The sequence below is a fragment of the Pantoea conspicua genome (assembly GCF_002095315.1).
Taxonomy (GTDB): Bacteria; Pseudomonadota; Gammaproteobacteria; order Enterobacterales; family Enterobacteriaceae; genus Pantoea; species Pantoea conspicua.
This window is the reverse complement of record NZ_MLFN01000128.1, coordinates 168070-192262: the sequence shown is the minus strand read 5'-3', so window position 1 is coordinate 192262 and position 24193 is coordinate 168070. Positions and strand designations below refer to the sequence as shown.

The window sequence follows — 24193 nt, the reverse complement described above, 5'->3', positions numbered from 1 at the left end:
ATGAGGAAAATGGGTGCAAAAAGGCGACGTTATGAACAAACCCTCCCACTTTATCGATCTCAGCCTGCTGAAAACCCATCCCGCTTTTCGCGCCGTGTTTATTGCTCGCTTCATCTCGATTGTCGCGCTCGGTATGCTGGCGGTCGCCGTGCCGGTACAGATTCAACAGTTAACCCAATCGCCGTTGCTGGTGGGTCTGGCGGTGACGCTGGCCGGAGCCGGCATGTTTATTGGCCTGCTGACCGGTGGCGTACTGGCCGATCGCTATGAGCGCCGGCGCCTGATCCTGTTTGCCCGTTCAACCTGCGGCCTTGGGTTTATCGCCCTGTGCGTTAATGCACTGCTGCCTGTTCCCTCGGTGATCGCGGTGTTTGTGCTGGGCCTGTGGGATGGCTTTTTTGGTGCCATCGGTGTCACCGCGCTGCTGGCCGCTACGCCAGCGCTGGTGGGCCGTGAAAATATTATGAAAGCGGGCGCGATCACCATGCTGACGGTGCGCTTTGGTGCCATTCTGTCACCGGCAATTGCCGGACTGGTCATTGCCCACGGCGGCGTCGCCTGGAACTATGGACTGGCGGCGCTTGGTACCTTACTGACGGTACTCACCCTGCTGCGCCTGCCGACGCTTGCCCCACCGCCACAACGGCGTGAGCATCCACTGAAAGCGTTATCGGGGGGAATTGGTTTTCTGTTTGCCAGCCCGATAGTGGGTATGGCGGCGCTGGTCGGCGCGCTGGTGACCTTAGCCAGTGCGGTGCGCGTACTCTATCCGGCGCTGGCACCGCACTGGCAAGTTGGGCTGGAGCAGCTGGGGCTGATGTATGCCGCCGTGCCGCTCGGGGCCGCGTTCGGGGCCTTAACCAGCGGCCGGCTGGCGCAGTCACCGCAGCCGGGCCGCCTGATTCTGGCCAGCGCCATTGCCGCTTTTATTGCCCTGGGCCTGTTCAGCCTGATGCCGTGGTTCAGCCTGAGCCTGGTCTGTCTCGCCGTGTTTGGCTATTTCAGCGCCATCAACAGCCTGGTGCAATATGCCCTGATCCAGACGCTGACCCCGGATGCGCTGCTTGGGCGGATCAACAGCCTGTGGACGGCACAAAATGTTACCGGCGATGCGATTGGCGCGGCGATGATTGGCGCGATGGGTTCACTGCTGCTGCCGCAGCAGGCGGCAGGCCTGTTGGGCCTGGCTGCCACCGTGCTGGGTGTGGTGATGTGGTTACTGATGGCGCGTTTGCGCCGTTATCAACCGCCTGCGCCGACGCAAACGGAAGAGTCCGCATTATGATTTAACGAACAGCGCCTCCAGCCGGTTCAACAGGTTGCTGGCGCTGTAGTAATCAAGACGAAAGGTATCCAGCCCCAGCGCGTAAACCGCTTTGGCACGCACCGCCGGGGTTTGCGCCAGGAAAGGATTCTTCATGACCTGCTCTGCGGTCTGCGGCTCAGCAGCAAACAGCAGATACGAGTGACCATTTAATCCCGCCGCCAGATTTTCCCCTGACAGCTGAACAATGTCTTTACGCTGCCCCATGCTGTGACCGTGCTGCATGTCGGCAGGCGGTGTGGCCAGAGTGAACCCCAGCTGCTGCAGCAATTTTCCCTGCGCCGATGCCTCAGTCCACAGATTGACGGCGCGACCGTCGCCGTTCCACACCAGGGCGGAGACCGGCTGCGGCGGCAGCGTCAATGCGGATTTAAGCCTTTTTTCCTGCGCATCAAACGCGCTGATGCGGGCGACAGCGTCAGCTTCATGGCCGGTTGCCTCACCCAGCAGTGTCACAAGCTGCTGCCAGCTTTTATCGTCATAGTTGATCACCAGAACCGGTGCGATAGCGGTCAGCTGATCGACCAGTTTAATCGCCGAATCATTGCCGGTGGCGCTGACCACAATCAGGTCCGGTGCTTCCGCCGCAATCGCTTCAGCATTGGGTTCACCAATATAGAGGCGTTTCACGCCGCGCTGTTTTGCCACCTCGCCCCACTGACGGAAGAATCCCTGCCCATCGGCCAGCCGGCTGTTGGGTGCCGTTGCACCACTGGCAATCACCGGGGCATTAATCGCCAGCAGCGATCCGGTCAGGGTGACGCTGGTCGAGACAATGCGGGTTGGCGCCTGGGATAAAGTCACACTGCCTTTCGCGCCTGTTATCGTGCGCGGCCAGCCGTTCTGGGCCGCAGCCATGAAACTGATACTGAAGAAAAACAGCGCGATTGCCGCCTTTACACCACGTTTAGTCATAAATTTCAGTCCACTTTTATGCTGGCAATTTGCCCTGCTGTTTGTGCTGATTTAACAGGAAAACGCAGCCGAAACACCGCGTATTTATTGACACTTCCGGCTAATCAACGTAGGTTACTGGGCCACAATACAAATGATAATCATTATTAATTATCTTATCATTTATAGGTGAAAATTATGGTGGAATCGTTGACGTTTGAACATCCCTTGTTGCAGGATTTCTCCGCGTTGTGCCGCGGTTTCCTGTTTACCTCTCCCTGGCAAAGCCTGACCACGCAAGGCTGTTTCACCACGCTGACCGCCCCGGTGAATGATGGCGAAGCGCTGACAGGGGATTTTCAGCAACAATTGCAGCACCATTTTGCCTCTGCCAGAAAACAGGGGATTGCGAACCCGATTCTGGTGGGCGCGATTCCGTTTGACGTCAATCAGCCATCGGCGCTGTTTATCCCTGAGTCCTGGCAGACCTTTAACCGCGCCGATCTGCACGCGGTGAACGCAACCCGTGAAAATGAACTGCCCCAGGTGAGCCGCCGCACGGCGATACCGGATCATGACATGTTCACCGATATGGTGGCGCAGGCGGTTGCTGCAACGCAGCGTGGCGAGCTGGATAAAGTGGTGCTGTCGCGGCTGATGGATATTACCGCTGAACAGCCGGTGGATACTGCTGACCTGATGCAACGCATCGTGGCGCAAAACCCGAACAGCTATCACTTTCATCTGCCGCTGCCGAAAGGCGGTGCGCTGGTCGGGGCCAGCCCGGAACTGATGATCCGCAAACAGGGCCACAGTTTCAGCTCCTGTCCGCTGGCCGGTTCCGCCCGCCGTGATGCCGATCCACAGCGTGATCAGGCGGCAGGCGAAAGCCTGATGCAGTCAGACAAAGATCGCCATGAACATAAGCTGGTGACCGATGCGATGCGCACCACGCTGCAAGCGCGCAGCCGTGTGCTGGCGGTACCAGAGGAGCCGTCGCTGATCACCACCGCAACCTTATGGCATCTCGCCACCCTGATTGAGGGCGAGGTGCTCGACCCTCGCGAAAATGCGCTGTCGCTGGCCTGTCTGCTTCATCCGACCCCGGCCCTGAGTGGCTTCCCGCATCAGCGCGCCCAGCAGCTGATTCAGCAACTCGAACCGTTCGAACGTCAGCTGTTTGGCGGCATTGTCGGCTGGTGCGACGACCAGGGCAATGGCGAATGGGTCGTGACCATTCGCTGCGGCACGGTGCATGGCCCGCGCGTGCGACTGTTTGCTGGCGCAGGCATCGTAGCTGACTCACAACCGGAATCAGAATGGCGTGAAACCGGCGTCAAACTTGACACCATGCTTCGCGCTTTTGGACTGCAATAAAGGAACCTGTATGACCATTTCCTACAGCCGCTGGCCTGACGATCTGGCCGCGCGTTACCGCGAAAAAGGTTACTGGCTGGATTTGCCGATGACCGACATCCTTGAACGCCACCAGCAGCGCGACAGCGTGGCGGTGATTGATGGCGACCGACAGTTCACTTACCGCCAGCTGGCCCGCTTAAGTGACAACCTGGCAGCGGCGTTGCAGCGTCGTGGCCTGAAATCGGGTGATACCGCGCTGGTGCAACTCGGCAACGTGGCGGAGTTTTACCTGACGCTGTTTGCGCTGTTTAAAATTGGCGTCGCGCCGGTTAACGCGCTGTTCAGCCATCAGCGCACTGAGCTGACGGCGTACGCCAGTCAGATTGCGCCCCGCCTGCTGATTGCCGATCGCAACCATGCGCTATTCGCCGATGATGCGTTTATTGACCAGCTGTGCCGCGATCATGACACGCTACAGCAGGTGATTCTGCGCGGCGCCGGTCAGGCTGAAAACAGCCTTGAAGCGCTGCTGGCCGAACCGGCGGGTGATTTCGTCGCTACGCCGACCGCGGGTGATGAAGTGGCCTTTTCCAGCTGTCAGGCGGCAGCACCGGCACGCCAAAACTGATCCCGCGCACCCATAACGATTACTATTACAGCATCCGCGAGAGTGACGTGATCTGTGGCGTGACCGCTGAAACCCGTTATCTGATCGCCCTGCCCGCTGCGCATAATTTTCCGATGAGCTCACCGGGCGCACTGGGGGTGTTTTACGCAGGCGGACAGGTGATTCTGGCCGCCGATCCCAGCGCCACACTCTGCTTCCCGCTGATTGAAAAGCATCAGGTGACCGATACTGGTCTGGTTCCGCCCGCCGTGAGTCTGTGGCTGCAGGCGATTCAGGAATGGGGCAGCAATGCCGCACTGGCGTCACTGCAACGCATTCAGGTTGGCGGCGCGAAGCTGGGTGAAACGCTGGCGGCGCGCATTCAATCAGAGATTGGCTGCAAACTGCAGCAGGTGTTCGGTATGGCAGAAGGCCTGGTGAACTACACACGGCTTGATGATGATGAAACCACCATTCTCACCACCCAGGGTCGTCCGATCTCCCCGGATGATGAAGTATGGGTCGCCGATGAACAGGGCAATCCGCTGCCGACAGGGGCCATTGGCCGTCTGATGACGCGCGGGCCTTATACCTTCTGCGGCTACTACAACAGCCCGGAACATAACGCCGCCAGCTTTGATCAACAGGGCTTTTACTGCTCCGGCGATCTGATTGAGATCACCCCGCAGGGCAACATCATTGTTCAGGGTCGGGAGAAAGATCAGATCAACCGCGGCGGTGAAAAGATCGCGGCGGAAGAGATCGAAAATCTGCTGCAGCGTCATCCCGATGTGATCCACGCGGCGCTGGTGTCGATGAACGATGAGCTGATGGGTGAAAAGAGCTGCGCCTTTATCGTCGCCCGTCAGCCGGTGAAACCGGTGGCGCTGCGTCGCCACCTGCGTGAACTGGGGGTAGCGGAATTCAAACTGCCCGACCGTATTACCTGCGTAGATGCCCTGCCGCTGACCCCTGTCGGCAAGGTGGATAAAAAACGTCTGCGCCAACAACTTGCCGATCAACAAGCGCAAGCCTGATCTGTCCGGAGATTTTTCTATGGCTATTCCAAAACTGACCTCTTATCCGCTGCCAGCTGCCACTGAGTTACCGACCAACAAGGTAAAATGGGCGCTGGAGTCCGGTCGTGCCGCGCTGCTGATCCACGATATGCAGCGTTATTTCCTGAATTTCTGGGGCGAAAACAGCCCGCTGGTGGAGCAGGTGGTCGACAATATTGCCCGCCTGCGTCGTTACTGCAAAGCGCAGGGGATTCCGGTGTTCTACACCGCGCAGCCCAATGCGCAGAGCGATGAAGATCGTGCGCTGCTCAACGATATGTGGGGGCCGGGCCTGAATAAGCATCCCGATCAGCAGAAGATCGTGGACGCGCTGGCACCGGATGCCGACGATCAGGTGCTGACCAAATGGCGCTACAGCGCCTTCCATCGCTCGCCGCTGGAGTCGATCCTGCAGGAGATGGGCCGCGATCAGCTGATCATCACCGGCGTTTATGCCCATATCGGCTGCCTGACCACCGCTACCGATGCGTTTATGCGCAACATCCAGCCGTTTATGGTGGCCGATGCGCTGGCGGATTTCAGCCGCGAGGAGCATATGATGGCGCTGACCTATACGGCTGGCCGCAGTGGCAAAGTGGTGATGACCGCCGATCTGATGCCGTTGCCGCTGAGCAAAGACGATTTGCGGGCGCTGATTCTGCCGCTGCTGGAGGATGACGACGTGCCGGAAGATGATGAAAACCTGATCGATTACGGTCTGGATTCGGTGCGGGTAATGGCGCTGGCGGCACGCTGGCGTCAGGTGCACGGCGATATCGACTTTGTCAGCCTGGCCAAAAATCCCAGCATTGATGGCTGGTGGGCTCTGCTGTCACGGGAGCCTGCACAATGAGCCACGCATGCGACTTCAGCGGAAAAATTGTCTGGATAACCGGTGCCGGCCAGGGGATCGGTTATCACACCGCGCTGGCGTTTCATCAGGCGGGTGCGCAGGTTGAAGCCTTCGATCAGCGTTTTCACGGCCATGACTACCCGTTTCCCTGTCATACGCTGGACGTCTCCGAGCCTGCGCAGGTGAAAACGGTCTGCCAGCGTCTGCTGGCGGCTCAGCCGCGCATTGATGTGCTGGTTAACGCCGCCGGTATTCTGCGGATTGGCGCAACCGATGCGCTGTCGTTTACCGACTGGCAGGCCTGCCTTAACGTCAATGCCGGTGGCGCATTTAACCTGTTCCAGCAGACCCTGCCGGTGTTCCGGCAGCAGCGGTCGGGCGCGATTGTTACTGTCGCCTCAAACTCAGCGCACGCGCCGCGTATTGGCATGTCCGCCTATGGCGCATCAAAAGCGGCCCTGCGCAGCCTCTGCCTGACCGTGGGCCTGGAGATGGCGCCCTATGGCGTGCGCTGCAATATCGTCTCACCCGGCTCAACCGACACAGAGATGCAGCGCAGCCTGTGGCATACGCCGACCGGTGAGCAGGAGATGATCGCGGGCTTCCCGGATCAGTTTAAGCTCGGGATCCCGTTAGGAAAGATCGCGCAGCCGCAGGAAATTGCCGCCAGCGTGCTGTTCCTCGCCTCCGATCTCGCCAGCCACGTAACCTTACAGGATATCGTGGTGGATGGCGGCGCAACCCTGGGAGCCTGATGATGTCAGCGATCTGGAAACGATCCATCGATCTTGTCGCCCTGAATGCGCTGGGTGAGAACTCGCTGGTGGCGCATCTGGGGATCATTTTTACCGTCATTGGTGATGACTATCTGGAAGCGACCATGCCGGTCGATGCCCGTACCCAACAGCCTTTTGGCCTGCTGCATGGCGGCGCATCGGTGGTGCTGGCGGAGTCGATGGGATCAATTGCGGGCTATCTGGCAACAGAGGAAGGCAGCAGCGTGGTAGGCGTGGAAGTGAATGCCAGCCATCATCGTGCGGTATCAAGCGGTGTGGTGCGTGGAATTTGTCGTCCGCTGTATCGGGGTAAGCGTAGCCAGAGCTGGCAGATAGAAATTCGTAACGGTCGGGATCAGCTGTGTTGCAGTGTACGGCTCAGCGTAGCGGTGATGAGTTAACGTTGTGATGTTCCCCTTTCAGCCAGAAAGGGGAGCATCGCGCATCAGCCGCCAGGCAGTGATGCGCGTAGCGGTTTAGCGCTGATAAATAATTTCGACGCCTTCGTCGTCTTCATCATCCCAGTCGTCATCCCACTCTTCATCTTCCACTTCAACCGCATTTTCAATGGTTTCTTTGTGGTAATCATCCCACATGAACTCCACTTTCTCCGGCTGCTTCTCTTCAAGCTCTGCTTCTTTCGGGTTCGCGTTGATAAAGCTCATCACATCCCAGCAGAGTTCGTTGACACCGGTACGGCTGGCGGCAGAGATCAGGTAATACTTATCTTCCCAGCCCAGCGCTTCAGCAACGGCTTTAGCCCGTGACTGGGCCTCTTCTTCACTGATCAGATCAATTTTATTGAAGACCAGCCAGCGTGGCTTGTTGAACAGCTTCTCGCTGTACTTTTCCAGCTCGCCGAGAATGATGCGGGCATTTTCAACCGGATCGCTTTCATCGATCGGGTCGATGTCGATCAGGTGCAGCAACACGCGGCAGCGCTCAAGATGCTTCAGGAAGCGAATGCCGAGGCCTGCGCCATCTGCTGCGCCTTCGATCAGGCCAGGAATGTCAGCCACCACGAAGCTCTGCTCACTGTCCATACGCACCACGCCCAGGCTTGGTACCAGGGTGGTAAACGGATAGTCCGCCACTTTCGGTTTGGCAGCCGAGACGGCACGGATGAAGGTTGATTTACCGGCGTTCGGCAAGCCCAGCATACCGACGTCAGCCAGCAGCATCAGCTCCAGCTGCAGATCGCGCTTTTCACCGGGCGTACCCATGGTTTTCTGACGCGGACTGCGGTTAACCGACGATTTGAAACGGGTGTTGCCCAGGCCATGCCAGCCGCCCTTGCCGACCATCAGTTTCTGGCCGTGGCGCGTCATATCGCCTAAGGTCTCACCGGTACCCTGGTCGATCACCCGGGTGCCGACCGGCACTTTCACCACGATATCTTTACCGCGTTTGCCGGTACAGTCCCGGCTCTGGCCGTTCTGCCCACGCTCGGCGCGGAAGGATTTCTCGAAACGATAATCGATCAGGGTGTTAAGGTTTTCATCAGCGATCAGATAAACATCACCGCCATCACCGCCATCACCGCCGTCCGGGCCGCCCTTCGGGATATATTTTTCGCGGCGGAAGCTGACGCATCCATTACCGCCATCACCGGCGACGACCAATATTGTCGCTTCATCAACAAACTTCATTTTCTATCTCCGTCACACAATCGTCTGCAGCGCTCTGCAAACGGGTCCGCCAGGGTCTTCTGCGCTGACCAGCGGCGGATAAATCAGGATTGGCTTTCGCCAGTGCGTACATAAAGTGTACAGCAAACTTTTGTGATGCGTCGCCTTTACGGCAACCGAGCGCAGAATGTAAAAAGCCCCGCAGGAGCTGCGGGGCCTTCAATTCGTGCGTTCAGACGTTAAACGTCTGCGTCACGACAACCTTACTCAGCAACGATGCTGATGTATTTACGGTTGTTCGGACCTTTAACTTCGAACTGTACTTTACCGTCTGCGGTAGCAAACAGGGTGTGGTCGCGACCACAACCTACATTGGTACCGGCGTGGAATTTGGTGCCACGCTGACGAACGATGATGCTACCTGCCAGAACAGATTCACCACCAAAACGTTTTACACCCAGACGTTTTGCATTGGAGTCACGACCATTTCGAGTCGAACCACCAGCCTTTTTATGTGCCATTTGTCAGATCTCCTCTTACGCCGTGATACCAGTGATTTTCACATCAGTGAACCACTGGCGATGGCCTGCTTGCTTACGGTAGTGTTTACGACGACGAAACTTAACGATCTTAATTTTCTCGCCACGACCATGAGCAACAACTTCCGCCTTGATCATACCGCCTGAAACCAGTGGCGCGCCGATTTTCACGTCTTCGCCATTGGCAATCATCAGAACCTGGTCAAACTCAATCGTTTCACCGGTTGCGATGTCCAGCTTTTCCAGGCGAACGGTCTGACCTTCGCTTACTCGGTGTTGTTTACCACCACTTTGGAAAACCGCGTACATATAAAACTCCGCTTCTGCGCTTGCCTTTTAGTTCATCAGGCGGCGCGCTAAATATTCACAATAGGGCGCGAATTCTACGCAAAACTCCAGGAGAAGACAAGAGCACTTTGCACTCTCTTGCAGAAAAAAAACACAGGCTGAACGCAAACGTTCCTCAACCAGAAAATTCAAGTACAATCAGTAACAGATTACCTGAATGCTGGCTGGGTAAAAGCACTTACCATGGCAGAGAAACGAGTCATAGCTGAAAAGACGAATGAACTTAGAACAGATTAATGAATTAACCGCACAGGATATGGCTGCCGTTAACCAGACCATCCTCGACCAGCTGGATTCAGATGTCTCGCTCATCAACCAGTTGGGCTATTACATCATCAGTGGTGGGGGCAAGCGTATCCGCCCCATGATCGCCGTGCTTTCCGCACGCGCCATGGGTTATAAGGGCGATCTGCACATCACCAATGCGGCGCTAATCGAATTTATCCATACCGCCACGCTGTTGCATGACGATGTGGTGGATGAATCCGATATGCGTCGTGGCAAAGCGACCGCCAATGCGGCGTTCGGCAATGCGGCGAGCGTGCTGGTCGGTGATTTTATTTACACCCGTGCTTTCCAGATGATGACCAGCATGGGCTCATTGCGCATTCTGGCGCTGATGTCGGAAGCGGTGAATGTGATCGCGGAAGGCGAAGTGCTGCAGCTGATGAACGTGAACGATCCTGACATCACCGAAGAGAGCTACATGCGGGTGATTTACAGTAAAACTGCGCGCCTGTTCGAAGCCGCCTCGCAGGCCTCTGCGATTCTGGCTGAGGCCACGCCTGAAGAGGAGAAAGCGCTGCAGGATTATGGGCGCTATCTGGGTACGGCTTTCCAGTTAATTGATGATTTGCTGGATTACAGCGCCGACGGTGAAACGCTGGGTAAGAATACCGGCGATGACCTGAGCGAAGGGAAACCGACGCTGCCGCTGCTGCATGCCATGCAGCATGGCTCGCCCGATCAGGCAAAGATGATCAGAGAAGCGATTGAGCAAGGCAATGGCCGGCATCTGCTGGAACCGGTGCTGGAAGCAATGAATCAGTGTGGTTCGCTGGAATGGACACGCAAGCGTGCGGAACAGGAAGCGGATAAAGCGATTGATGCACTGAAGATCCTGCCGGAAACACCGTGGCGCAGCGCGCTGGAGTCGCTGGCACACATGTCTGTTCAGCGCGATTTCTAACCCCCTGACGGAGCCAGCCCTGGCTCCGTTTTGTTGATCTGCCTCACTTCCGTCCCCCCTCTTTCTTTTGTTGCATCGCTTTTGCGTGAATTCACGCAGATCTGGATTAAGATCCAAATTTTACTGGAAACATATGGAAACTGTTTGCTATAAAAACCGATATCTTTCCAGATGATGCTGAAAAAAGGAAAGTCAGCGCCCGTTTGGGTGACGCAATAACAAGGAAAAGGAGAACAGGTTTATGCAGAAAAGGATTGAGGACTGGCATCCCGCCGATATTATCGCCGCCTTACACAAACGCGGTACCACGCTGGCCGCTCTGTCACGCGCGGCAGGCCTGAGTTCATCAACGCTGGCTAATGCACTGTCGCGGCCCTGGCCCAAGGGTGAATGGCTGATCGCAGAGGCGATCAAGGTTCATCCTGCTGAGATCTGGCCCAGCCGTTACTACGATCCCGATACACACTGCCTGCTGGATCGTAAGCAACGGATACGATCCTCGCTCGATCAACCCGCTGACCACGCCGATCTTTAGCCTTCAATCGGTGAAAAAAACCAGCCCCTGTTACGGGGCTGGCTCTTTTCAGGGGCGTTCAGCAGACTTACTCTTCGCCGCTGACGCGCTCAATATTGGCACCCATCGCTTTCAGTTTATCTTCGATGTGTTCATAGCCACGATCGATATGATAAATACGATCGACCAGCGTGGTGCCTTCCGCGATGCAACCCGCCAGTACCAGACTGGCAGAGGCGCGTAAATCGGTTGCCATGACCTGGGCGCCAGACAGCGTCTCAACGCCGTGGCAGATCGCAGTATTGCTCTCAATTTCCGCGTGCGCACCCATACGGATTAATTCCGGGATGTGCATAAAGCGGTTTTCAAAGATGGTTTCAGTGATCAGGCCGGTGCCTTCCGCGACCAGGTTAAGCAGCGTGAACTGCGCCTGCATATCGGTTGGGAAACCCGGATGCGGTGCAGTGCGGACATTAACCGCTTTCGGCCGCTTGCCGTGCATATCCAGGCTGATCCAGTCCTCGCCGGTTTCGATATCCGCACCCGCGTCACGCAGTTTGGCCAGTACGGCATCCAGCGTATCGGGCTGCGTTTTGTGACAGACCACTTTGCCACCTGAAATGGCCGCCGCCACCAGGAAGGTGCCGGTTTCAATACGGTCCGGCAGCACGCGGTAAACCCCACCGCCCAGACGCTCAACGCCTTCGATGGTAATTTTGTCCGTGCCTGCACCGCTGATTTTCGCGCCGAGGGTATTCAGAAAATTGGCGGTATCGACAATTTCTGGCTCACGGGCAGCATTCTCAATCACCGTTGTACCGGTAGCCAGCGTCGCGGCGCTCATGATGGTCACGGTGGCACCGACGCTGATTTTATCCATCACAATCAGCGCGCCTTTCAGACGGCCATCAACGGACGCTTTAACGTAGCCCTCTTCCAGCTTGATCTCGGCACCCAGCTGCTCAAGGCCGGTAATATGCAGATCAACCGGACGCGCGCCAATCGCGCAGCCACCCGGCAGGGAAACCTGACCCTGACCAAAACGGGCCACCAGCGGACCCAGCGCCCAGATCGAGGCACGCATGGTTTTGACCAGATCGTAAGGGGCACAGAATACATCCACCGCGCTGGCATCGACATGCACAGAACCGTTACGCTCCACCTTCGCACCCAGCTGGCTCAGCAGCTTCATGGTGGTATCGATATCGCGCAGCTTCGGCACATTCTGGATCTCGACCGGCTCTTCAGCCAGCAGGGCAGCAAACAGAATAGGCAGCGCGGCGTTCTTCGCCCCGGAAATGGTTACTTCACCACTTAAGCGGGTGGGGCCTTGCACACGAAATTTGTCCATTAACACGGCTCTCAATTAACTAGCTAAAGGTTGGACTCGCGCACGGCGAGTTCACCAGGCTGACGGATCAGAAACCGTTGAGTTTACGGTCACGCGCCCATTCAGCGGGAGTATAGGTTTTGATGGAGACAGCATGAATGCGGTTATCCGCGATGAATTCCATCAGCGGCGCGTAAACAGCCTGCTGCTTCTTAACGCGGCTCAGCTCACCAAACAGTTCGCCTACGGCGATCACCTGAAAATGGCTGCCATCATTGCTCATCACATGCACTTCATCTAAAGGCAATGCTGCCATCAGCACGGCCTGAATTTCACTGTTTTCCATTGCGCTTAACTTCACCTGATAATAATAAGTGAGACATCTTAGAGGAAAGCGGCTGACTCTTAAATACGCAAAAGCCCCTGTGTAAAACAGGGGCTTAGCATAACAATCAGAAATCAGGCGCTTTTATCCGCAGAAACAATAATCTGTTGCAGATTGTAAAGGGTAATCAGCGACTGCAGTTTGTCGCTGATACCGGCGAACCGTGGGGTAACGCCCTGGGCCCGGGCGATTTCACGCAGATGCACCAGCAGGGCCAGTCCGGAAGAGTCGACCCGCTCCAGCGCCGCGACGTCAATAATATCCACGTCTTTGATCAGCGTGTCACGCTGCTGCCACAGGCTGAGCAGCGTATCGCGGTCCAGCTCGCCTTTCAGTAATAGCGTGCTGGCTTCACGCTGCCAGCGTAACGATTCGCGCATTATTGCTGTTTATCCAGCGTAATCGGCTGCGCCGCGGAGGATTTCAACTGCGCCGTCAGGCCGTCGATCCCTTTAGTCCGTAACAGATCGCTCCACTCGTTTTGTTTGGTGGTGATCATGCTGACGCCTTCAGCGATCATGTCATACGCCTGCCAGTTGCCGCTCTGGCTGTTTTTGCGCCACTGGAAATCGAGGCGAACCGGCGGACGGCCATTCGGATCGATAATCGAGACGCGAATCGCGATAATGTTAGCATCGCCTAACGGCTGCTCAGGCTGAATCTGATAGGTCTGACCGTGATACAGCGCTAAGGCCTGGCCGTAAGCCTGCGCCAGATAGTCACCGAACGCGCTGAAATAGGCTTCGCGCTGTGCAGGCGTCGAGTCACGGTAGTAGCGACCCAGTACCAGAGCACCGGCATATTTAATCTGCACATACGGCAGCAGTTCCTGACGCACGATTTCACGCAGGTAGTTCGGGTCCTGTTTGATTTTCGGCTGCTCATTTTTAAGACGGGTAAAGGTCTTCTGTGCCGCTTCGTTCATCAGTTTGTAGGGATTGCTCTGATCGGCAGCATTCGCCGTCAGCGGCACTGCCACGACCAGCATGGCAATCATCAGTAAACGTTTAAACATATATACCCTCTTGTTTTAAGGTTGAGCCGGTGCCGCAGGGGCAGCATTGTTGCCCTCCTGCGCATCCTTACTGTCATTATTCTGTTTATTATCGCCGCTCTTGTAGAGGAACTGACCTATCAGGTCCTCCAGTACCATCGCCGACTTGGTATCACGTAAGGTGTCGCCATCTTTCAGCATCGCCGATCCCAGTTCAGGATCGTCAAAGCCTAAGTTTAGCGCCAGAAACTGTTCACCCAGCAATCCCTGGGTACGGATCGCCAGCGAACTGGTATCTGAAATCTTATTGGCGTACTGATCGCTGATATCCATGGTGACGCGTGGCAGCAGCGTTTTTGGCTCCAGCTCAATGTCGGTCACCCGGCCAATCACCACGCCGCCAATTTTTACCGGCGAACTGGCTTTCAGACCGCCAATATTGTCAAAGGTAGCGTAGAGCTTCCACGTAGGTTCAGTACCCATCGATTTCAAATCGGCGACGCGCAGCGCGAGAAACAGCGCCGCCAGTAACGCCATAATCATAAAAATGCCAACCCAGATTTCGCTTTTTTTGCTTTGCATTGCTTCAGTTCCCAAACATCAGTGCTGTCAGCACAAAATCCAATCCGAGCACCGCCAGTGACGCGTGCACCACGGTACGCGTCGTCGCGCGACTGATCCCTTCAGACGTTGGAATCGCATCGTAGCCGTTAAACAGCGCAATCCACGTTACGGTAACGGCAAATACCGCGCTTTTAATCAGGCAGTTCACTACATCGGAACGAAAATCAACGGCATTCTGCATCGCCGACCAGAAGAAACCCGGATCGATCCCTTTCCAGCTCACGCCGACCAGCGCCCCGCCAGCAATGCCCACCGCGGTAAAAATCAGCGCCAGCAACGGCATACTGATAAACCCCGCCCAGAAGCGCGGCGATACCACCCGGCGTAACGGGTCAACCGCCATCATCTCCATGCTGGAGAGCTGTTCGGTGGCTTTCATCAGGCCGATTTCGGCGGTCAGCGCGGAGCCTGCCCGTCCGGCGAACAACAGCGCGGTCACCACCGGCCCCAGTTCGCGCAGCAACGACAGCGCCACCAGCATACCGAGGCTGGTTTCAGCCCCGTAAGTGGTTAAGACCAGATATCCCTGAAGGCCAAGCACCATGCCGATAAACAGCCCGGAAACCACGATGATCAGCAGCGACAGCACGCCGACGCTATACAGTTGTTTAATCAGTAGCGGCGTGTGTCTGCGGAACGCTGGTTTGCCGACCAGCGCATGAAACAGCATGAGTCCTGCGCGTCCAAAACTGGCGCACGTTTCAATTCCCTGACGACCAAATGACGCCAGCGCCTTCAACACCATCAGCTTAGTTACTCCCTGAGCCGGTTAAATCTGCGAGATAGTCGCCGGCAGGAAAACGGAATGGAACCGGACCATCCGCTTCTCCATCAATAAACTGGCGGACACGCGGATCATTGTTTTCTCGCAGTTCCGGCGTGGTGCCGTGTGCGATAATTTTCTGTCCGGCCACGATATAGGCGTAGTCCGCAATACTTAATACTTCCGGTACGTCGTGCGACACCACAATACAGGTCAGCCCCAGCGCGTGATTAAGTTCATCAATCAGTTTAACCAGCACGCCCATGGTAATCGGGTCCTGTCCGACAAAGGGTTCGTCGAACATAATCAGTTCAGGTTCCAGTGCAATAGCGCGGGCCAGCGCCACGCGACGCGCCATCCCGCCCCGACAGCTCAGCTGGTTTCAGCTGCGCCGCGCCGCGCAGGCCGACCGCTTCCAGCTTCATTAATACCGTGCTGTGCAGTAACGGGGCCGGCAGTTGGGTGTGTTCACGCAGCGGCCAGGCCACATTTTCATACACCGTTAAGTCGGTAAACAGCGCGCCCGACTGGAACAGCATGCTCATTTTTTTACGCGCTTCATACAACTTAGCGCGTGATAATGACGGGATGTTTTCGCCACGAAAAAAGATTTCGCCGCGGGTCGGCTGAAGCTGCCCCCCAATCAAGCGTAGCAGAGTGGTTTTGCCGATCCCGGAGGGCCCCATTATCGCCGTCACCTTGCCTTTCGGTACGGTCAGCGAAATGTCATCGAAGATTTGGCGATCTCCGCGCGCGAAACTCACGCCACGAACCTCAACCAGATTCGTCTGCTGCTGGATCATTATTACCTCTTGTAAGGATCGGGCGTAAACATGGGTTACGATGGTAGCCTGTTCGGTCCTGATTCACGATAGCTTTACAGAAACTTATCGTTAAGATTTGGCGAAAACGGCCATTAAATTTACTTTTGCCTTTCAGACGGTCAAAATCAGCGCCTGATTCATCGCACAGAACCTGAAACCCGTCAGATAAGGTGTGCTGGCCTGGGGTTTTTACGCAAGGATTTTTCATGTTCGTAGCTTCTGCACTGCTGATTATCGGTTTGCTTTTACTGGCTTATGGTGCCGATCGTCTGGTGTTTAGCGCCTCGATTCTCTGTCGATCATTTGGCATTCCGCCGTTAATCATCGGTATGACCGTAGTCAGCATCGGCACATCGCTGCCTGAGATGATTCTCTCCTTCTCCGCCGCGCAGCACGGCCAGATGGATCTTGCTGTCGGCACCGCGCTCGGCTCGAATATTACCAACATTTTACTGATTCTGGGTGCCGCTGCGTTAATGCATCCGCTCAGCGTACACTCAAACCTGATACGCCGTGAACTGCCATTAATGCTACTGGTGACGCTGCTCAGTGGTTTTATGCTGTTTGATAATCAGCTTAGCCGCCTGGATGGCCTCGGGTTGATCGCCATCGCCGCCATTTATCTGATGGTGGTGATCCGCATCGCGCGCAAGGCGGAACGGGATAACAACGATACCCTGACCCGTGAACAGCTGGCGGAACTGCCGCGTGATGAAGGCGGTAATACGGTGGCATTCCTCTGGCTGGCGGTCGCACTGATTATTCTGCCGATGTCGACGCGGATGGTGATCGACAACGCCACGGTGTTTGCCGACTATTTTGGCGTCAGCGAACTGGTGATGGGCCTGACGCTGATTGCGGTCGGCACCAGCCTGCCCGAACTGGCAACAGTGATTGCTGGCGCGCTGAAGGGCGAAGATGATATTGCGATCGGTAACCTGATCGGCGCCAACATTTATAATATTGCTATCGTACTGGGCTTGCCGGCGCTGATGCACCCTGGCAGCATCGATTATCACGCTTTCGCCCGCGATTACTGGGTGATGCTGGGCGTCAGCGCCCTGTTCGCCCTGCTCTGCCTGTTACGCCGCCGACGCGTTGGCCGGACGGCAGGTGCACTTTTACTCTGTGGTTTCTTCGTCTGGGTGACGCTGCTGTGGATGCAGCCCGCGTTTATGGACGGCTAACAAGGACAGACTGACCATGTCATATCAGCAACCGGCAGTTTTTGATTTCCAGCGCGCAGGCAAAGCGGTATTGCGCATTGAGCGCGAAGGCCTTGAGCAGCTCGATCAGTACATTAACGACGATTTTACCCGCGCCTGTAGTCTGATCTACGGCTGCAAAGGGAAAGTGGTGGTGATGGGGATGGGCAAGTCAGGACACATCGGTAAAAAAATGGCGGCCACCTTTGCCAGTACCGGTACGCCAGCCTTTTTCGTCCATCCGGCTGAAGCCAGCCATGGCGATCTCGGTATGGTAAGCCAGAATGATGTGGTGATCGCCATCTCCAACAGCGGCGAGTCGAATGAAATTCTCGCGCTGATCCCGGTGCTGAAGCGGCAGAAGATCTCGCTGATTTGCATGACTGGCCGGCCTGAAAGCGCGATGGGTCGGGCGGCCGATGTCCACTTGTGCGTCAGCGTCCCGCAGGAAGCCTGTCCGCTCGGCCTGGCACCGACCAGTAGCACCACCGCCACGCTGGTGATGGGTGATGCGCTGGCCGTTTCGCTGCTGGAAGCGCGCGGTTTTACCGCTGAAGATTTTGCGCTCTCGCATCCCGGCGGCGCGCTGGGGCGTAAACTGCTGCTGCACGTTGCGGACATCATGCACAGCGGCGATGAACTCCCGCACGTCACACGTGACGCGTCGCTGCGCGATGCCCTGCTGGAAATTACCCGCAAAAACCTCGGGCTGACGGTAATTGTCGATGACCTGATGAAGATTGAAGGCATTTTTACCGATGGTGACCTGCGCCGTATCTTCGATATGGGTATCGATTTCCAGCACGCGACCATTGGTGAAGTGATGACACCAGGCGGCATTCGGGTGCGGCCCAACATGCTGGCGGTTGAGGCGCTGAACCTGATGCAAACCAAAAACATTACCTCGATCCTGGTCGCCGATGACGACCATCTGCTCGGTGTGGTACATATGCATGACATGCTGCGCGCTGGCGTGGTCTGAACAGGAAAAGAAAATGCAACAGGCAACTCCCCCGATTGAAACCTGCTACGGACCGGTCAGCGCCGAGGTGATGGCCCGCGCCAGCCAGATTCGTCTGCTGATTTGCGACGTTGATGGCGTGATGTCCGATGGGGTGATTTACATGGGCAATAACGGTGAAGAGCTGAAGGCGTTTAACGTGCGCGACGGCTACGGCATACGCTGCCTGCTGACCTCGGATGTGGAAGTGGCTATTATTACCGGCCGAAATGCGCGTCTGATGGAAGATCGCTGTAAAACGCTCGGTATTCGTCATCTTTATCAGGGACAATCGGATAAGCTTTTGGCCTACGGCGAACTTCTGGATAAACTGTCTCTTTCCGATCGCCAGGTCGCCTATATTGGTGATGATCTGATCGACTGGCCGGTGATGGCAAAAGTGGGATTAAGCGTGGCGGTAGCGGATGCACATCCGGTGCTGTTACCCCGTGCGAACTACGTGACGCGCATCGCTGGCGGACGCGGCGCAGTACGTGAAGTGTGCGATCTGATATTAATGTCGCAGGACAAATTTGAGGATGCCAAAGGGCAATCAGTATGAGTAAAAGCAGGCGTTGGATAACGCTGATTCTGACCTTGATTGCACTGGTTTTGATCGGCTGGAATCTTACCAACCAGGATGAGGGTACGCCGGTTGCTACCGATAGTCAGGCACCGACCTATACCAGTGCGAATTCCCATACCGTGGTCTACAACCCACAGGGTGCGCTGTCGTATAAGTTGATTTCCGATAAAGTGACCTACTTTTCGGAACAGGAACTGAGCTGGTTTGATAATCCGGTAATGACCACTTACGACGAAAATAAAGTGCCGACCTGGGCACTGCGTGCAGACAAAGCAAAGCTCACCAAAGATCGTATGCTTTATCTGTATGGTCATGTGGAACTGAATACGCTGACGCAGGATTCTCAGCTTGAGCGGGTCAAAACCGACAATGCGCAGATCAATCTTGTCACTCAGGATGTTACCTCTGACGACCAGGTAACGCTGTATGGCCGTAGTTTTAACTCCACCGGCATGAAAATGCGCGGCAATTTACGGACAAAAAACGCCGAGTTAATCGAAAAGGTCAAAACTTCTTATGAAATTCAAAATGAACAAAAACAGCCTTAAGTTTTTACTGGCCAGCATGCTGCTGGCGAGCAGCGTGCCTGCGCTGGCCCTGACCGGTGACTCGGATAAGCCCGTTAATATTGACTCGCAGAACCAGGCGCTGGATCTGCAGGGCAATGTCGCGACCTTTACCGGCAACGTTATCGTGACGCAGGGCTCGATCAAAATCACGGCGGATAAAGTGGTGGTCACGCGTCCAGGCGGCGACAGTAAGAAAACCATCGTCGATGCCTATGGTAACCCTGCTACTTTTTATCAGATGCAGGACAGCGGCAAACCCGTTCAGGGCCATGCGGCAAAACTGCACTATGAACTGGCTAACGACTTTGTTGAGCTGACCGGTAATGCTTTTATTGAGCAGCAGGACAGCAACATCAAAGGCGATCGCATTACCTATCTGGTTAAAGAGCAGAAAATGCAGGCGTTCAGTCAGGGCCAGAACAAGCGCGTCACTACAGTGCTGGTGCCATCGCAACTGCAGGATAAAGGTTCGTCCAACAGCGGAAAGAAGAGTAACTGATAGCTATGGCCACATTAATCGCAGAAAACCTGGCGAAGGCATATAAAGGCCGTCGCGTGGTAGAAGATGTCAGCCTGCAGGTAAAGTCCGGCGAGATTGTCGGCCTGCTGGGCCCCAACGGTGCCGGTAAAACCACCACCTTTTACATGGTGGTCGGTATTGTGCCGCGCGACGCAGGCCGCATTATTATTGATGATGAAGATATCAGTATCCTGCCGTTGCACGCCCGTGCGCGCCGCGGTATCGGCTACCTGCCGCAGGAGGCCTCTATTTTCCGTCGCCTCAGCGTCTACGATAACCTGATGGCAGTGCTGCAAATCCGTGACGATCTCACTGAAGAGCAGCGTCAGGATCGCGCTAACGAACTGATGGAAGAGTTTCACATCGAACACCTGCGCGACAGCATGGGCCAGGCGCTATCCGGCGGTGAACGCCGCCGGGTCGAAATCGCCCGCGCGCTGGCGGCTAACCCTAAATTTATCCTGCTGGATGAACCTTTTGCCGGTGTTGACCCGATCTCGGTCATCGACATCAAGAAAATCATTGAGCATTTGCGTGACAGTGGCCTTGGCGTACTGATCACCGACCATAACGTGCGCGAAACCTTAGCGGTATGCGAACGGGCTTATATCGTCAGTCAGGGTCATCTGATTGCACACGGTACGCCGAATGAAATTCTGGCAGATGAGCAGGTTAAGCGGGTTTATTTGGGTGAAGAGTTCAGACTCTGATAAGGTGTCGTAAATACTGATGTTTACCTGGGAACTACCATCCTGTCTATGAAGCAAGGTTTGCAACTCAGGCTCAGCCAACAGCTGGCGATGACACCGCAGTTGCAGCAGGCGATTCGCCTGCTGCAACTCTCTACGCTTGAACTCCAGCAGGAGTTACAGCTGGCACTGGAAAGTAATCCGCTGCTTGAACAGACCGATCTGCATGAAGAAATTGACTCTCGTGAGGCTCAGGAAGGCGAAGCGCTGGATACCCGTGAAGCGCTTGAGCAGAAAGAGATGCCTGATGAGCTGCCGCTGGATGCGACCTGGGATGAGATTTACACCGCCGGCACGCCGTCAGGCACCGGTACCGACTACCAGGATGATGAATTACCGGTTTATCAGGGTGAGACCACCCAGTCGCTGCAGGATTATCTGATGTGGCAGGTTGAACTGACACCGTTTAGCGATACCGACCGCGCCATTGCCACCTCGATCGTTGATGCGATCGATGACACCGGATACCTCACCGTTTCGCTTGAAGAGATTCTCGACAGCATCGGCAACGATGAGCTTGAAGCTGATGAAGTGGAAGCGGTGCTGAAACGCATTCAGCGCTTTGATCCGATTGGCGTTGGCGCGCGCGATCTGCGTGACTGTCTGCTGGTTCAGCTGTCGCAATATGCGCCCGAAACGCCGATGCTGGCGGAAGCCCGGTTGATCGTCAGCGAGCATCTGGATCTGCTGGCTAATCACGATTTTCGCAGCCTGATGCGGGTCACGCGCCTCAAAGAAGAGGTGCTGAAAGAGGCGATGATGTTAATTCAGTCGCTGGACCCGCGTCCCGGTCAGTCGATTAATACCGGCGAACCGGAATATGTCATTCCCGACGTGCTGGTACGTAAAGTCGGTAGCCGCTGGACGGTTGAGCTTAACGCCGACAGTGTTCCGCGCCTGAAAATCAATCAGCAGTATGCCGCCATGAGCGGGGCGACGCGCAACGACAGCGACAGCCAGTTTATCCGCAGCAACCTGCAGGAAGCGCGCTGGCTGATTAAAAGCCTGGAAAGCCGCAATGATACGCTGCTGAAGGTGACGCGCTGTATTGTCGAGCAGCAGCAGGCGTTTTTTGAACAGGGCGAAGAGTACATGCGGCCAATGGTGCTGGCTGATATTGCGCAGGCGGTAGAGATGCACGAGTCGACCATTTCCCGTGTGACCACGCAAAAGTACCTGCACAGTCCGCGTGGTATTTTTGAACTGAAATACTTTTTCTCCAGTCATGTGAATACTGAAGGTGGTGGTGAAGCCTCATCGACCGCTATTCGCGCACTGGTGAAAAAATTAATTTCAGCGGAAAATCCAGCCAAACCCTTGAGCGACAGTAAACTCACCTCCATGTTATCTGATCAAGGGATCATGGTGGCACGACGTACCGTCGCCAAATACCGCGAGTCTTTATCCATCCCGCCATCGAACCAGCGCAAACAGCTGGTTTGACAGAAATGAGAAGGAAGACCTATGCAGCTGAACCTCACTGGGCAAAATGTTGAAATCACCGCACCACTGCGCGATTTTGTCAGCGGTAAATTTGCCAAACTGGAACACTATTTCGAACATATCAATCAGGTCTATATTGTCCTGAAGGTCGAGAGGGTCACGCAGGTGGCCGACGCAACGCTTCACATCAACGGTGGCGAGCTGCACGCCACGTCGGAAGCGGAAGATATGTATGCGGCCATCGATGGGCTAATCGACAAGCTTGCCCGTCAGCTGACCAAACATAAAGACAAACTGAAAAAACACTAACCTTCACGCTCGCTAAGCGCACTTTGCGTGCGGAGCCGACAGTATGGGGCGGATAATCCGCCCCGTTTTGTCATCTAAGCAAGCGCCATTCGCTCTCAGCAGCATGCTAGGCTGAGAGTCAATGACCAGGTTAACTCGCAAGTGAAACGATAATGAACAACGATCTAACACTGGAATTGAGCACAGTGCTTTCGCCCGACTGCACCCGCAGCGGCGTACACTGCCAGAGCAAAAAACGCGCGCTGGAAATTATCAGCGAACTGGCCGCTAAGCAGCTCAACCTGCCGCACCAGACGCTTTTCGAAGCGATCCTCACCCGCGAGCGTATGGGCAGTACCGGCATTGGCAACGGCATTGCCATTCCGCACGGGAAACTGGAAGAGGATACGCTGCGTGCTGTCGGGGTTTTTATCAGCCTTGAGCAGCCGATTGCGTTTGATGCCGTTGATAATCAGCCGGTCGATTTGTTGTTTGCCCTGCTGGTACCGGCTGACCAGTGCAAAACTCACCTGCACACCCTTTCACTGGTGGCGAAGCGTCTGGCGGATAAAATCGTCTGCCGCCGTCTGCGCGCCGCGCAGAGTGATGACGAGCTTTATGCCATTATCACAGAAGGCCAGTCAGAGCAGTAACGCGTCTTTACCGGCCGCGAGCCGGTTTCAAAACGGGAGAGAAGGTCATGGTGCTGATGATCGTGAGCGGTCGGTCAGGCTCGGGGAAGTCAGTGGCGCTGCGCGCGCTGGAAGATATGGGTTTTTACTGCGTCGATAACCTGCCGGTGGTGCTGCTGCCCGAGTTAGCGAACTCGCTGGCGGAACGCAACATCTCGGCAGCGGTCAGCATTGACGTACGTAACATGCCCGAATCTCCTGAAGTTTTTGAAACCGCACTGAACAATCTGCCCGACACATTTTCGCCTCAGCTGCTGTTTCTTGATGCCGATCGTAATACCCTGATCCGCCGCTACAGCGATACCCGACGTCTGCATCCGCTCTCCAGTAAAAACTTATCGCTGGAAAGTGCCATAGATGAAGAGAGCGATCTGCTGGAGCCGCTGCGTTCCCGTGCTGACCTGATCATTGATACCTCTGAGATGTCGGTGCACGAACTGGCAGAGATGCTGCGCACCCGACTACTGGGCAAGCGTGAACGCGAGCTGACGATGGTATTTGAGTCGTTTGGCTTCAAGCACGGTATCCCGATTGATGCCGATTATGTGTTCGACGTGCGCTTTCTGCCGAACCCACATTGGGACCCCAAGCTGCGCCCGATGACGGGGCTCGATCGTCCGGTTGCCGCCTTTCTCGATCGCCATACCGAAGTACATAATTTCATTTATCAGACCCGCAGTTATCTGGAACTGTGGCTACCGATGCTGGAAACCAATAACCGCAGTTACCTTACTGTCGCTATCGGCTGTACTGGCGGGAAGCATCGCTCGGTCTACATTGCAGAACAGCTGGCGGACTACTTCCGTTCACGCGGTAAGAATGTCCAGTCACGCCACCGTACGTTGGAAAAGCGTAAATCATGACCGTCAGACAAACTGTTGAAATCAAAAACAAGCTGGGCATGCATGCCCGTCCAGCCATGAAATTGTTTGAGCTGGTGCAGAGCTTTGATGCTGAAGTACTGCTGCGCAACGAAGCCGGCACCGAGGCGGAAGCCAGCAGCGTGATTGCGCTGCTGATGCTCGATTCGGCTCAGGGCGGACATATTGAAATTGAAGCCAGCGGGCCGGAAGAGATCCCAGCGCTGGCTGCGGTTATTGAGCTGTTTGAAGCGGGTTTTGATGAGGATTAA

General features: G+C 55.7%; 28 protein-coding genes and 2 pseudogenes. 19 read left to right on the top strand and 11 right to left on the bottom strand.

The window, feature by feature from the left end:
- The first annotated feature begins 31 nt into the window (after positions 1 to 31).
- The gene (gene entS, locus HA41_RS20375) at positions 32 to 1285 is read left to right on the top strand and encodes an enterobactin transporter EntS (RefSeq protein WP_094122261.1); all 1254 of its coding nucleotides are present in this window, start codon (positions 32 to 34) and stop codon (positions 1283 to 1285) included.
- Here entS and fepB read toward each other — a convergent pair.
- Positions 1280 to 2239, bottom strand: a complete 960-nt coding sequence (fepB, locus tag HA41_RS20370) for a Fe2+-enterobactin ABC transporter substrate-binding protein (RefSeq protein ID WP_094122260.1) — start codon at positions 2237 to 2239, stop codon at positions 1280 to 1282. The genes entS and fepB overlap by 6 nt on opposite strands.
- Positions 2240 to 2416: 177 nt before the next feature.
- Here fepB and HA41_RS20365 point away from each other — a divergent pair, with 177 nt between their 5' ends.
- The 5 genes and pseudogenes from HA41_RS20365 (at position 2417) to HA41_RS20345 (ending at position 7272) form a co-directional block, all read left to right on the top strand.
- Positions 2417 to 3595 carry an isochorismate synthase gene (locus HA41_RS20365; RefSeq protein ID WP_094122301.1) on the top strand — a complete coding sequence of 393 codons (1179 nt, stop codon included), beginning with the start codon at positions 2417 to 2419 and terminating at the stop codon, positions 3593 to 3595.
- A 10-nt stretch (positions 3596 to 3605) separates the two neighbouring features.
- Positions 3606 to 5221: pseudogene (locus tag HA41_RS20360) on the top strand ((2,3-dihydroxybenzoyl)adenylate synthase).
- A gap of 19 nt (positions 5222 to 5240) precedes the next feature.
- Positions 5241 to 6095, top strand: a complete 855-nt coding sequence (locus tag HA41_RS20355) for an isochorismatase family protein (protein ID WP_094122259.1) — start codon at positions 5241 to 5243, stop codon at positions 6093 to 6095.
- Positions 6092 to 6850 carry a 2,3-dihydro-2,3-dihydroxybenzoate dehydrogenase gene (gene dhbA, locus HA41_RS20350; RefSeq protein WP_094122258.1) on the top strand — a complete coding sequence of 253 codons (759 nt, stop codon included), beginning with the start codon at positions 6092 to 6094 and terminating at the stop codon, positions 6848 to 6850. The genes HA41_RS20355 and dhbA overlap by 4 nt, the downstream gene beginning before the upstream one ends.
- A 2-nt stretch (positions 6851 to 6852) precedes the next feature.
- On the top strand, positions 6853 to 7272 hold the full coding sequence (locus tag HA41_RS20345; protein ID WP_167373392.1) for a hotdog fold thioesterase: 420 nt from the start codon (positions 6853 to 6855) through the stop codon (positions 7270 to 7272).
- 75 nt (positions 7273 to 7347) lie between these two features.
- On the opposite strand, the gene cgtA is transcribed toward HA41_RS20345, so the two are convergent.
- From cgtA to rplU, 3 genes are all read right to left on the bottom strand, one after another.
- Positions 7348 to 8520, bottom strand: coding sequence for an Obg family GTPase CgtA (gene cgtA / locus HA41_RS20340; protein ID WP_094122256.1), 1173 nt, complete (start codon positions 8518 to 8520; stop codon positions 7348 to 7350).
- Positions 8521 to 8762: 242 nt separating this feature from the next.
- A complete protein-coding gene (rpmA, locus tag HA41_RS20335) occupies positions 8763 to 9020 on the bottom strand; it encodes a 50S ribosomal protein L27 (RefSeq protein WP_003851093.1) in 258 nt (85 codons plus the stop codon).
- 15 nt (positions 9021 to 9035) lie between these two features.
- Positions 9036 to 9347, bottom strand: coding sequence for a 50S ribosomal protein L21 (gene rplU / locus HA41_RS20330; RefSeq protein WP_008925416.1), 312 nt, complete (start codon positions 9345 to 9347; stop codon positions 9036 to 9038).
- Positions 9348 to 9603: 256 nt separating this feature from the next.
- Between rplU and ispB the strand changes: the two genes are divergently transcribed.
- Both ispB and HA41_RS20320 read left to right on the top strand, forming a co-directional pair.
- Positions 9604 to 10575 (top strand): octaprenyl diphosphate synthase, encoded by a 972-nt coding sequence (gene ispB / locus HA41_RS20325; RefSeq protein WP_094122255.1) that lies wholly within the window; start codon positions 9604 to 9606, stop codon positions 10573 to 10575.
- 241 nt (positions 10576 to 10816) lie between these two features.
- Positions 10817 to 11110 (top strand): helix-turn-helix domain-containing protein, encoded by a 294-nt coding sequence (locus tag HA41_RS20320; RefSeq protein ID WP_094122254.1) that lies wholly within the window; start codon positions 10817 to 10819, stop codon positions 11108 to 11110.
- 67 nt (positions 11111 to 11177) lie between these two features.
- On the opposite strand, the gene murA is transcribed toward HA41_RS20320, so the two are convergent.
- From murA to mlaF, 7 genes and pseudogenes are all read right to left on the bottom strand, one after another.
- Positions 11178 to 12440 carry a UDP-N-acetylglucosamine 1-carboxyvinyltransferase gene (murA, locus tag HA41_RS20315; protein ID WP_094122253.1) on the bottom strand — a complete coding sequence of 421 codons (1263 nt, stop codon included), beginning with the start codon at positions 12438 to 12440 and terminating at the stop codon, positions 11178 to 11180.
- Positions 12441 to 12507: 67 nt separating this feature from the next.
- Positions 12508 to 12765: a BolA family iron metabolism protein IbaG gene (gene ibaG, locus HA41_RS20310; protein ID WP_010251880.1), complete on the bottom strand. Its 258-nt coding sequence runs from the start codon at positions 12763 to 12765 to the stop codon at positions 12508 to 12510.
- Positions 12766 to 12878: 113 nt separating this feature from the next.
- On the bottom strand, positions 12879 to 13184 hold the full coding sequence (gene mlaB / locus HA41_RS20305; protein WP_094122252.1) for a lipid asymmetry maintenance protein MlaB: 306 nt from the start codon (positions 13182 to 13184) through the stop codon (positions 12879 to 12881).
- Positions 13184 to 13819, bottom strand: coding sequence for a phospholipid-binding protein MlaC (gene mlaC / locus HA41_RS20300; RefSeq protein ID WP_094122251.1), 636 nt, complete (start codon positions 13817 to 13819; stop codon positions 13184 to 13186). The genes mlaB and mlaC overlap by 1 nt, the downstream gene beginning before the upstream one ends.
- Before the next feature lie 15 nt (positions 13820 to 13834).
- Entirely contained in the window at positions 13835 to 14380 is a 546-nt protein-coding gene (gene mlaD, locus HA41_RS20295) for an outer membrane lipid asymmetry maintenance protein MlaD (protein ID WP_094122250.1), read from the bottom strand.
- Positions 14381 to 14384: 4 nt separating this feature from the next.
- Positions 14385 to 15167: a lipid asymmetry maintenance ABC transporter permease subunit MlaE gene (mlaE, locus tag HA41_RS20290; RefSeq protein WP_094122249.1), complete on the bottom strand. Its 783-nt coding sequence runs from the start codon at positions 15165 to 15167 to the stop codon at positions 14385 to 14387.
- 4 nt (positions 15168 to 15171) lie between these two features.
- Positions 15172 to 15988, bottom strand: a pseudogene (mlaF, locus tag HA41_RS20285) (phospholipid ABC transporter ATP-binding protein MlaF).
- Positions 15989 to 16215: 227 nt separating this feature from the next.
- Between mlaF and HA41_RS20280 the strand changes: the two are divergent.
- The 11 genes from HA41_RS20280 to npr all read left to right on the top strand — a co-directional run bounded on the left by HA41_RS20280 (position 16216) and on the right by npr (position 24193).
- Complete coding sequence (locus tag HA41_RS20280; protein ID WP_094122248.1) at positions 16216 to 17196, top strand: calcium/sodium antiporter; 981 nt, start codon at positions 16216 to 16218, stop codon at positions 17194 to 17196.
- Between the two features lie 16 nt (positions 17197 to 17212).
- The gene (gene kdsD, locus HA41_RS20275; RefSeq protein WP_094122247.1) at positions 17213 to 18196 is read left to right on the top strand and encodes an arabinose-5-phosphate isomerase KdsD; all 984 of its coding nucleotides are present in this window, start codon (positions 17213 to 17215) and stop codon (positions 18194 to 18196) included.
- Positions 18197 to 18209: 13 nt separating this feature from the next.
- Complete coding sequence (gene kdsC, locus HA41_RS20270; RefSeq protein ID WP_094122246.1) at positions 18210 to 18776, top strand: 3-deoxy-manno-octulosonate-8-phosphatase KdsC; 567 nt, start codon at positions 18210 to 18212, stop codon at positions 18774 to 18776.
- Complete coding sequence (gene lptC / locus HA41_RS20265; RefSeq protein ID WP_094122245.1) at positions 18773 to 19348, top strand: LPS export ABC transporter periplasmic protein LptC; 576 nt, start codon at positions 18773 to 18775, stop codon at positions 19346 to 19348. Before kdsC ends, lptC begins: the two co-directional genes overlap by 4 nt.
- Positions 19317 to 19868, top strand: coding sequence for a lipopolysaccharide ABC transporter substrate-binding protein LptA (gene lptA, locus HA41_RS20260; RefSeq protein ID WP_094122244.1), 552 nt, complete (start codon positions 19317 to 19319; stop codon positions 19866 to 19868). Before lptC ends, lptA begins: the two co-directional genes overlap by 32 nt.
- Positions 19869 to 19873: 5 nt before the next feature.
- On the top strand, positions 19874 to 20599 hold the full coding sequence (lptB, locus tag HA41_RS20255) for an LPS export ABC transporter ATP-binding protein (RefSeq protein ID WP_031375449.1): 726 nt from the start codon (positions 19874 to 19876) through the stop codon (positions 20597 to 20599).
- 48 nt (positions 20600 to 20647) lie between these two features.
- Positions 20648 to 22081 carry an RNA polymerase factor sigma-54 gene (gene rpoN, locus HA41_RS20250; RefSeq protein ID WP_094122243.1) on the top strand — a complete coding sequence of 478 codons (1434 nt, stop codon included), beginning with the start codon at positions 20648 to 20650 and terminating at the stop codon, positions 22079 to 22081.
- Between the two features lie 21 nt (positions 22082 to 22102).
- Complete coding sequence (gene hpf / locus HA41_RS20245; RefSeq protein ID WP_094122242.1) at positions 22103 to 22390, top strand: ribosome hibernation promoting factor; 288 nt, start codon at positions 22103 to 22105, stop codon at positions 22388 to 22390.
- A gap of 152 nt (positions 22391 to 22542) precedes the next feature.
- The gene (gene ptsN, locus HA41_RS20240) at positions 22543 to 23022 is read left to right on the top strand and encodes a PTS IIA-like nitrogen regulatory protein PtsN (protein ID WP_094122241.1); all 480 of its coding nucleotides are present in this window, start codon (positions 22543 to 22545) and stop codon (positions 23020 to 23022) included.
- 47 nt (positions 23023 to 23069) lie between these two features.
- Entirely contained in the window at positions 23070 to 23924 is an 855-nt protein-coding gene (gene rapZ, locus HA41_RS20235) for an RNase adapter RapZ (protein WP_094122240.1), read from the top strand.
- Positions 23921 to 24193 carry a PTS phosphocarrier protein NPr gene (gene npr / locus HA41_RS20230; RefSeq protein ID WP_094122239.1) on the top strand — a complete coding sequence of 91 codons (273 nt, stop codon included), beginning with the start codon at positions 23921 to 23923 and terminating at the stop codon, positions 24191 to 24193. Before rapZ ends, npr begins: the two co-directional genes overlap by 4 nt.

What these genes read in the sequence shown, in the direction of transcription:
- entS (WP_094122261.1), top strand. Translation starts at nt 32, where the DNA reads ATGAACAAACCCTCCCACTTTATCGATCTCAGCCTGCTGAAAACCCAT.
- fepB (WP_094122260.1), bottom strand. Translation starts at nt 2,239, where the DNA reads ATGACTAAACGTGGTGTAAAGGCGGCAATCGCGCTGTTTTTCTTCAGT.
- HA41_RS20365 (WP_094122301.1), top strand. Translation starts at nt 2,417, where the DNA reads ATGGTGGAATCGTTGACGTTTGAACATCCCTTGTTGCAGGATTTCTCC.
- HA41_RS20355 (WP_094122259.1), top strand. Translation starts at nt 5,241, where the DNA reads ATGGCTATTCCAAAACTGACCTCTTATCCGCTGCCAGCTGCCACTGAG.
- dhbA (WP_094122258.1), top strand. Translation starts at nt 6,092, where the DNA reads ATGAGCCACGCATGCGACTTCAGCGGAAAAATTGTCTGGATAACCGGT.
- HA41_RS20345 (WP_167373392.1), top strand. Translation starts at nt 6,853, where the DNA reads ATGTCAGCGATCTGGAAACGATCCATCGATCTTGTCGCCCTGAATGCG.
- cgtA (WP_094122256.1), bottom strand. Translation starts at nt 8,520, where the DNA reads ATGAAGTTTGTTGATGAAGCGACAATATTGGTCGTCGCCGGTGATGGC.
- rpmA (WP_003851093.1), bottom strand. Translation starts at nt 9,020, where the DNA reads ATGGCACATAAAAAGGCTGGTGGTTCGACTCGAAATGGTCGTGACTCC.
- rplU (WP_008925416.1), bottom strand. Translation starts at nt 9,347, where the DNA reads ATGTACGCGGTTTTCCAAAGTGGTGGTAAACAACACCGAGTAAGCGAA.
- ispB (WP_094122255.1), top strand. Translation starts at nt 9,604, where the DNA reads ATGAACTTAGAACAGATTAATGAATTAACCGCACAGGATATGGCTGCC.
- HA41_RS20320 (WP_094122254.1), top strand. Translation starts at nt 10,817, where the DNA reads ATGCAGAAAAGGATTGAGGACTGGCATCCCGCCGATATTATCGCCGCC.
- murA (WP_094122253.1), bottom strand. Translation starts at nt 12,440, where the DNA reads ATGGACAAATTTCGTGTGCAAGGCCCCACCCGCTTAAGTGGTGAAGTA.
- ibaG (WP_010251880.1), bottom strand. Translation starts at nt 12,765, where the DNA reads ATGGAAAACAGTGAAATTCAGGCCGTGCTGATGGCAGCATTGCCTTTA.
- mlaB (WP_094122252.1), bottom strand. Translation starts at nt 13,184, where the DNA reads ATGCGCGAATCGTTACGCTGGCAGCGTGAAGCCAGCACGCTATTACTG.
- mlaC (WP_094122251.1), bottom strand. Translation starts at nt 13,819, where the DNA reads ATGTTTAAACGTTTACTGATGATTGCCATGCTGGTCGTGGCAGTGCCG.
- mlaD (WP_094122250.1), bottom strand. Translation starts at nt 14,380, where the DNA reads ATGCAAAGCAAAAAAAGCGAAATCTGGGTTGGCATTTTTATGATTATG.
- mlaE (WP_094122249.1), bottom strand. Translation starts at nt 15,167, where the DNA reads ATGGTGTTGAAGGCGCTGGCGTCATTTGGTCGTCAGGGAATTGAAACG.
- HA41_RS20280 (WP_094122248.1), top strand. Translation starts at nt 16,216, where the DNA reads ATGTTCGTAGCTTCTGCACTGCTGATTATCGGTTTGCTTTTACTGGCT.
- kdsD (WP_094122247.1), top strand. Translation starts at nt 17,213, where the DNA reads ATGTCATATCAGCAACCGGCAGTTTTTGATTTCCAGCGCGCAGGCAAA.
- kdsC (WP_094122246.1), top strand. Translation starts at nt 18,210, where the DNA reads ATGCAACAGGCAACTCCCCCGATTGAAACCTGCTACGGACCGGTCAGC.
- lptC (WP_094122245.1), top strand. Translation starts at nt 18,773, where the DNA reads ATGAGTAAAAGCAGGCGTTGGATAACGCTGATTCTGACCTTGATTGCA.
- lptA (WP_094122244.1), top strand. Translation starts at nt 19,317, where the DNA reads ATGAAATTCAAAATGAACAAAAACAGCCTTAAGTTTTTACTGGCCAGC.
- lptB (WP_031375449.1), top strand. Translation starts at nt 19,874, where the DNA reads ATGGCCACATTAATCGCAGAAAACCTGGCGAAGGCATATAAAGGCCGT.
- rpoN (WP_094122243.1), top strand. Translation starts at nt 20,648, where the DNA reads ATGAAGCAAGGTTTGCAACTCAGGCTCAGCCAACAGCTGGCGATGACA.
- hpf (WP_094122242.1), top strand. Translation starts at nt 22,103, where the DNA reads ATGCAGCTGAACCTCACTGGGCAAAATGTTGAAATCACCGCACCACTG.
- ptsN (WP_094122241.1), top strand. Translation starts at nt 22,543, where the DNA reads ATGAACAACGATCTAACACTGGAATTGAGCACAGTGCTTTCGCCCGAC.
- rapZ (WP_094122240.1), top strand. Translation starts at nt 23,070, where the DNA reads ATGGTGCTGATGATCGTGAGCGGTCGGTCAGGCTCGGGGAAGTCAGTG.
- npr (WP_094122239.1), top strand. Translation starts at nt 23,921, where the DNA reads ATGACCGTCAGACAAACTGTTGAAATCAAAAACAAGCTGGGCATGCAT.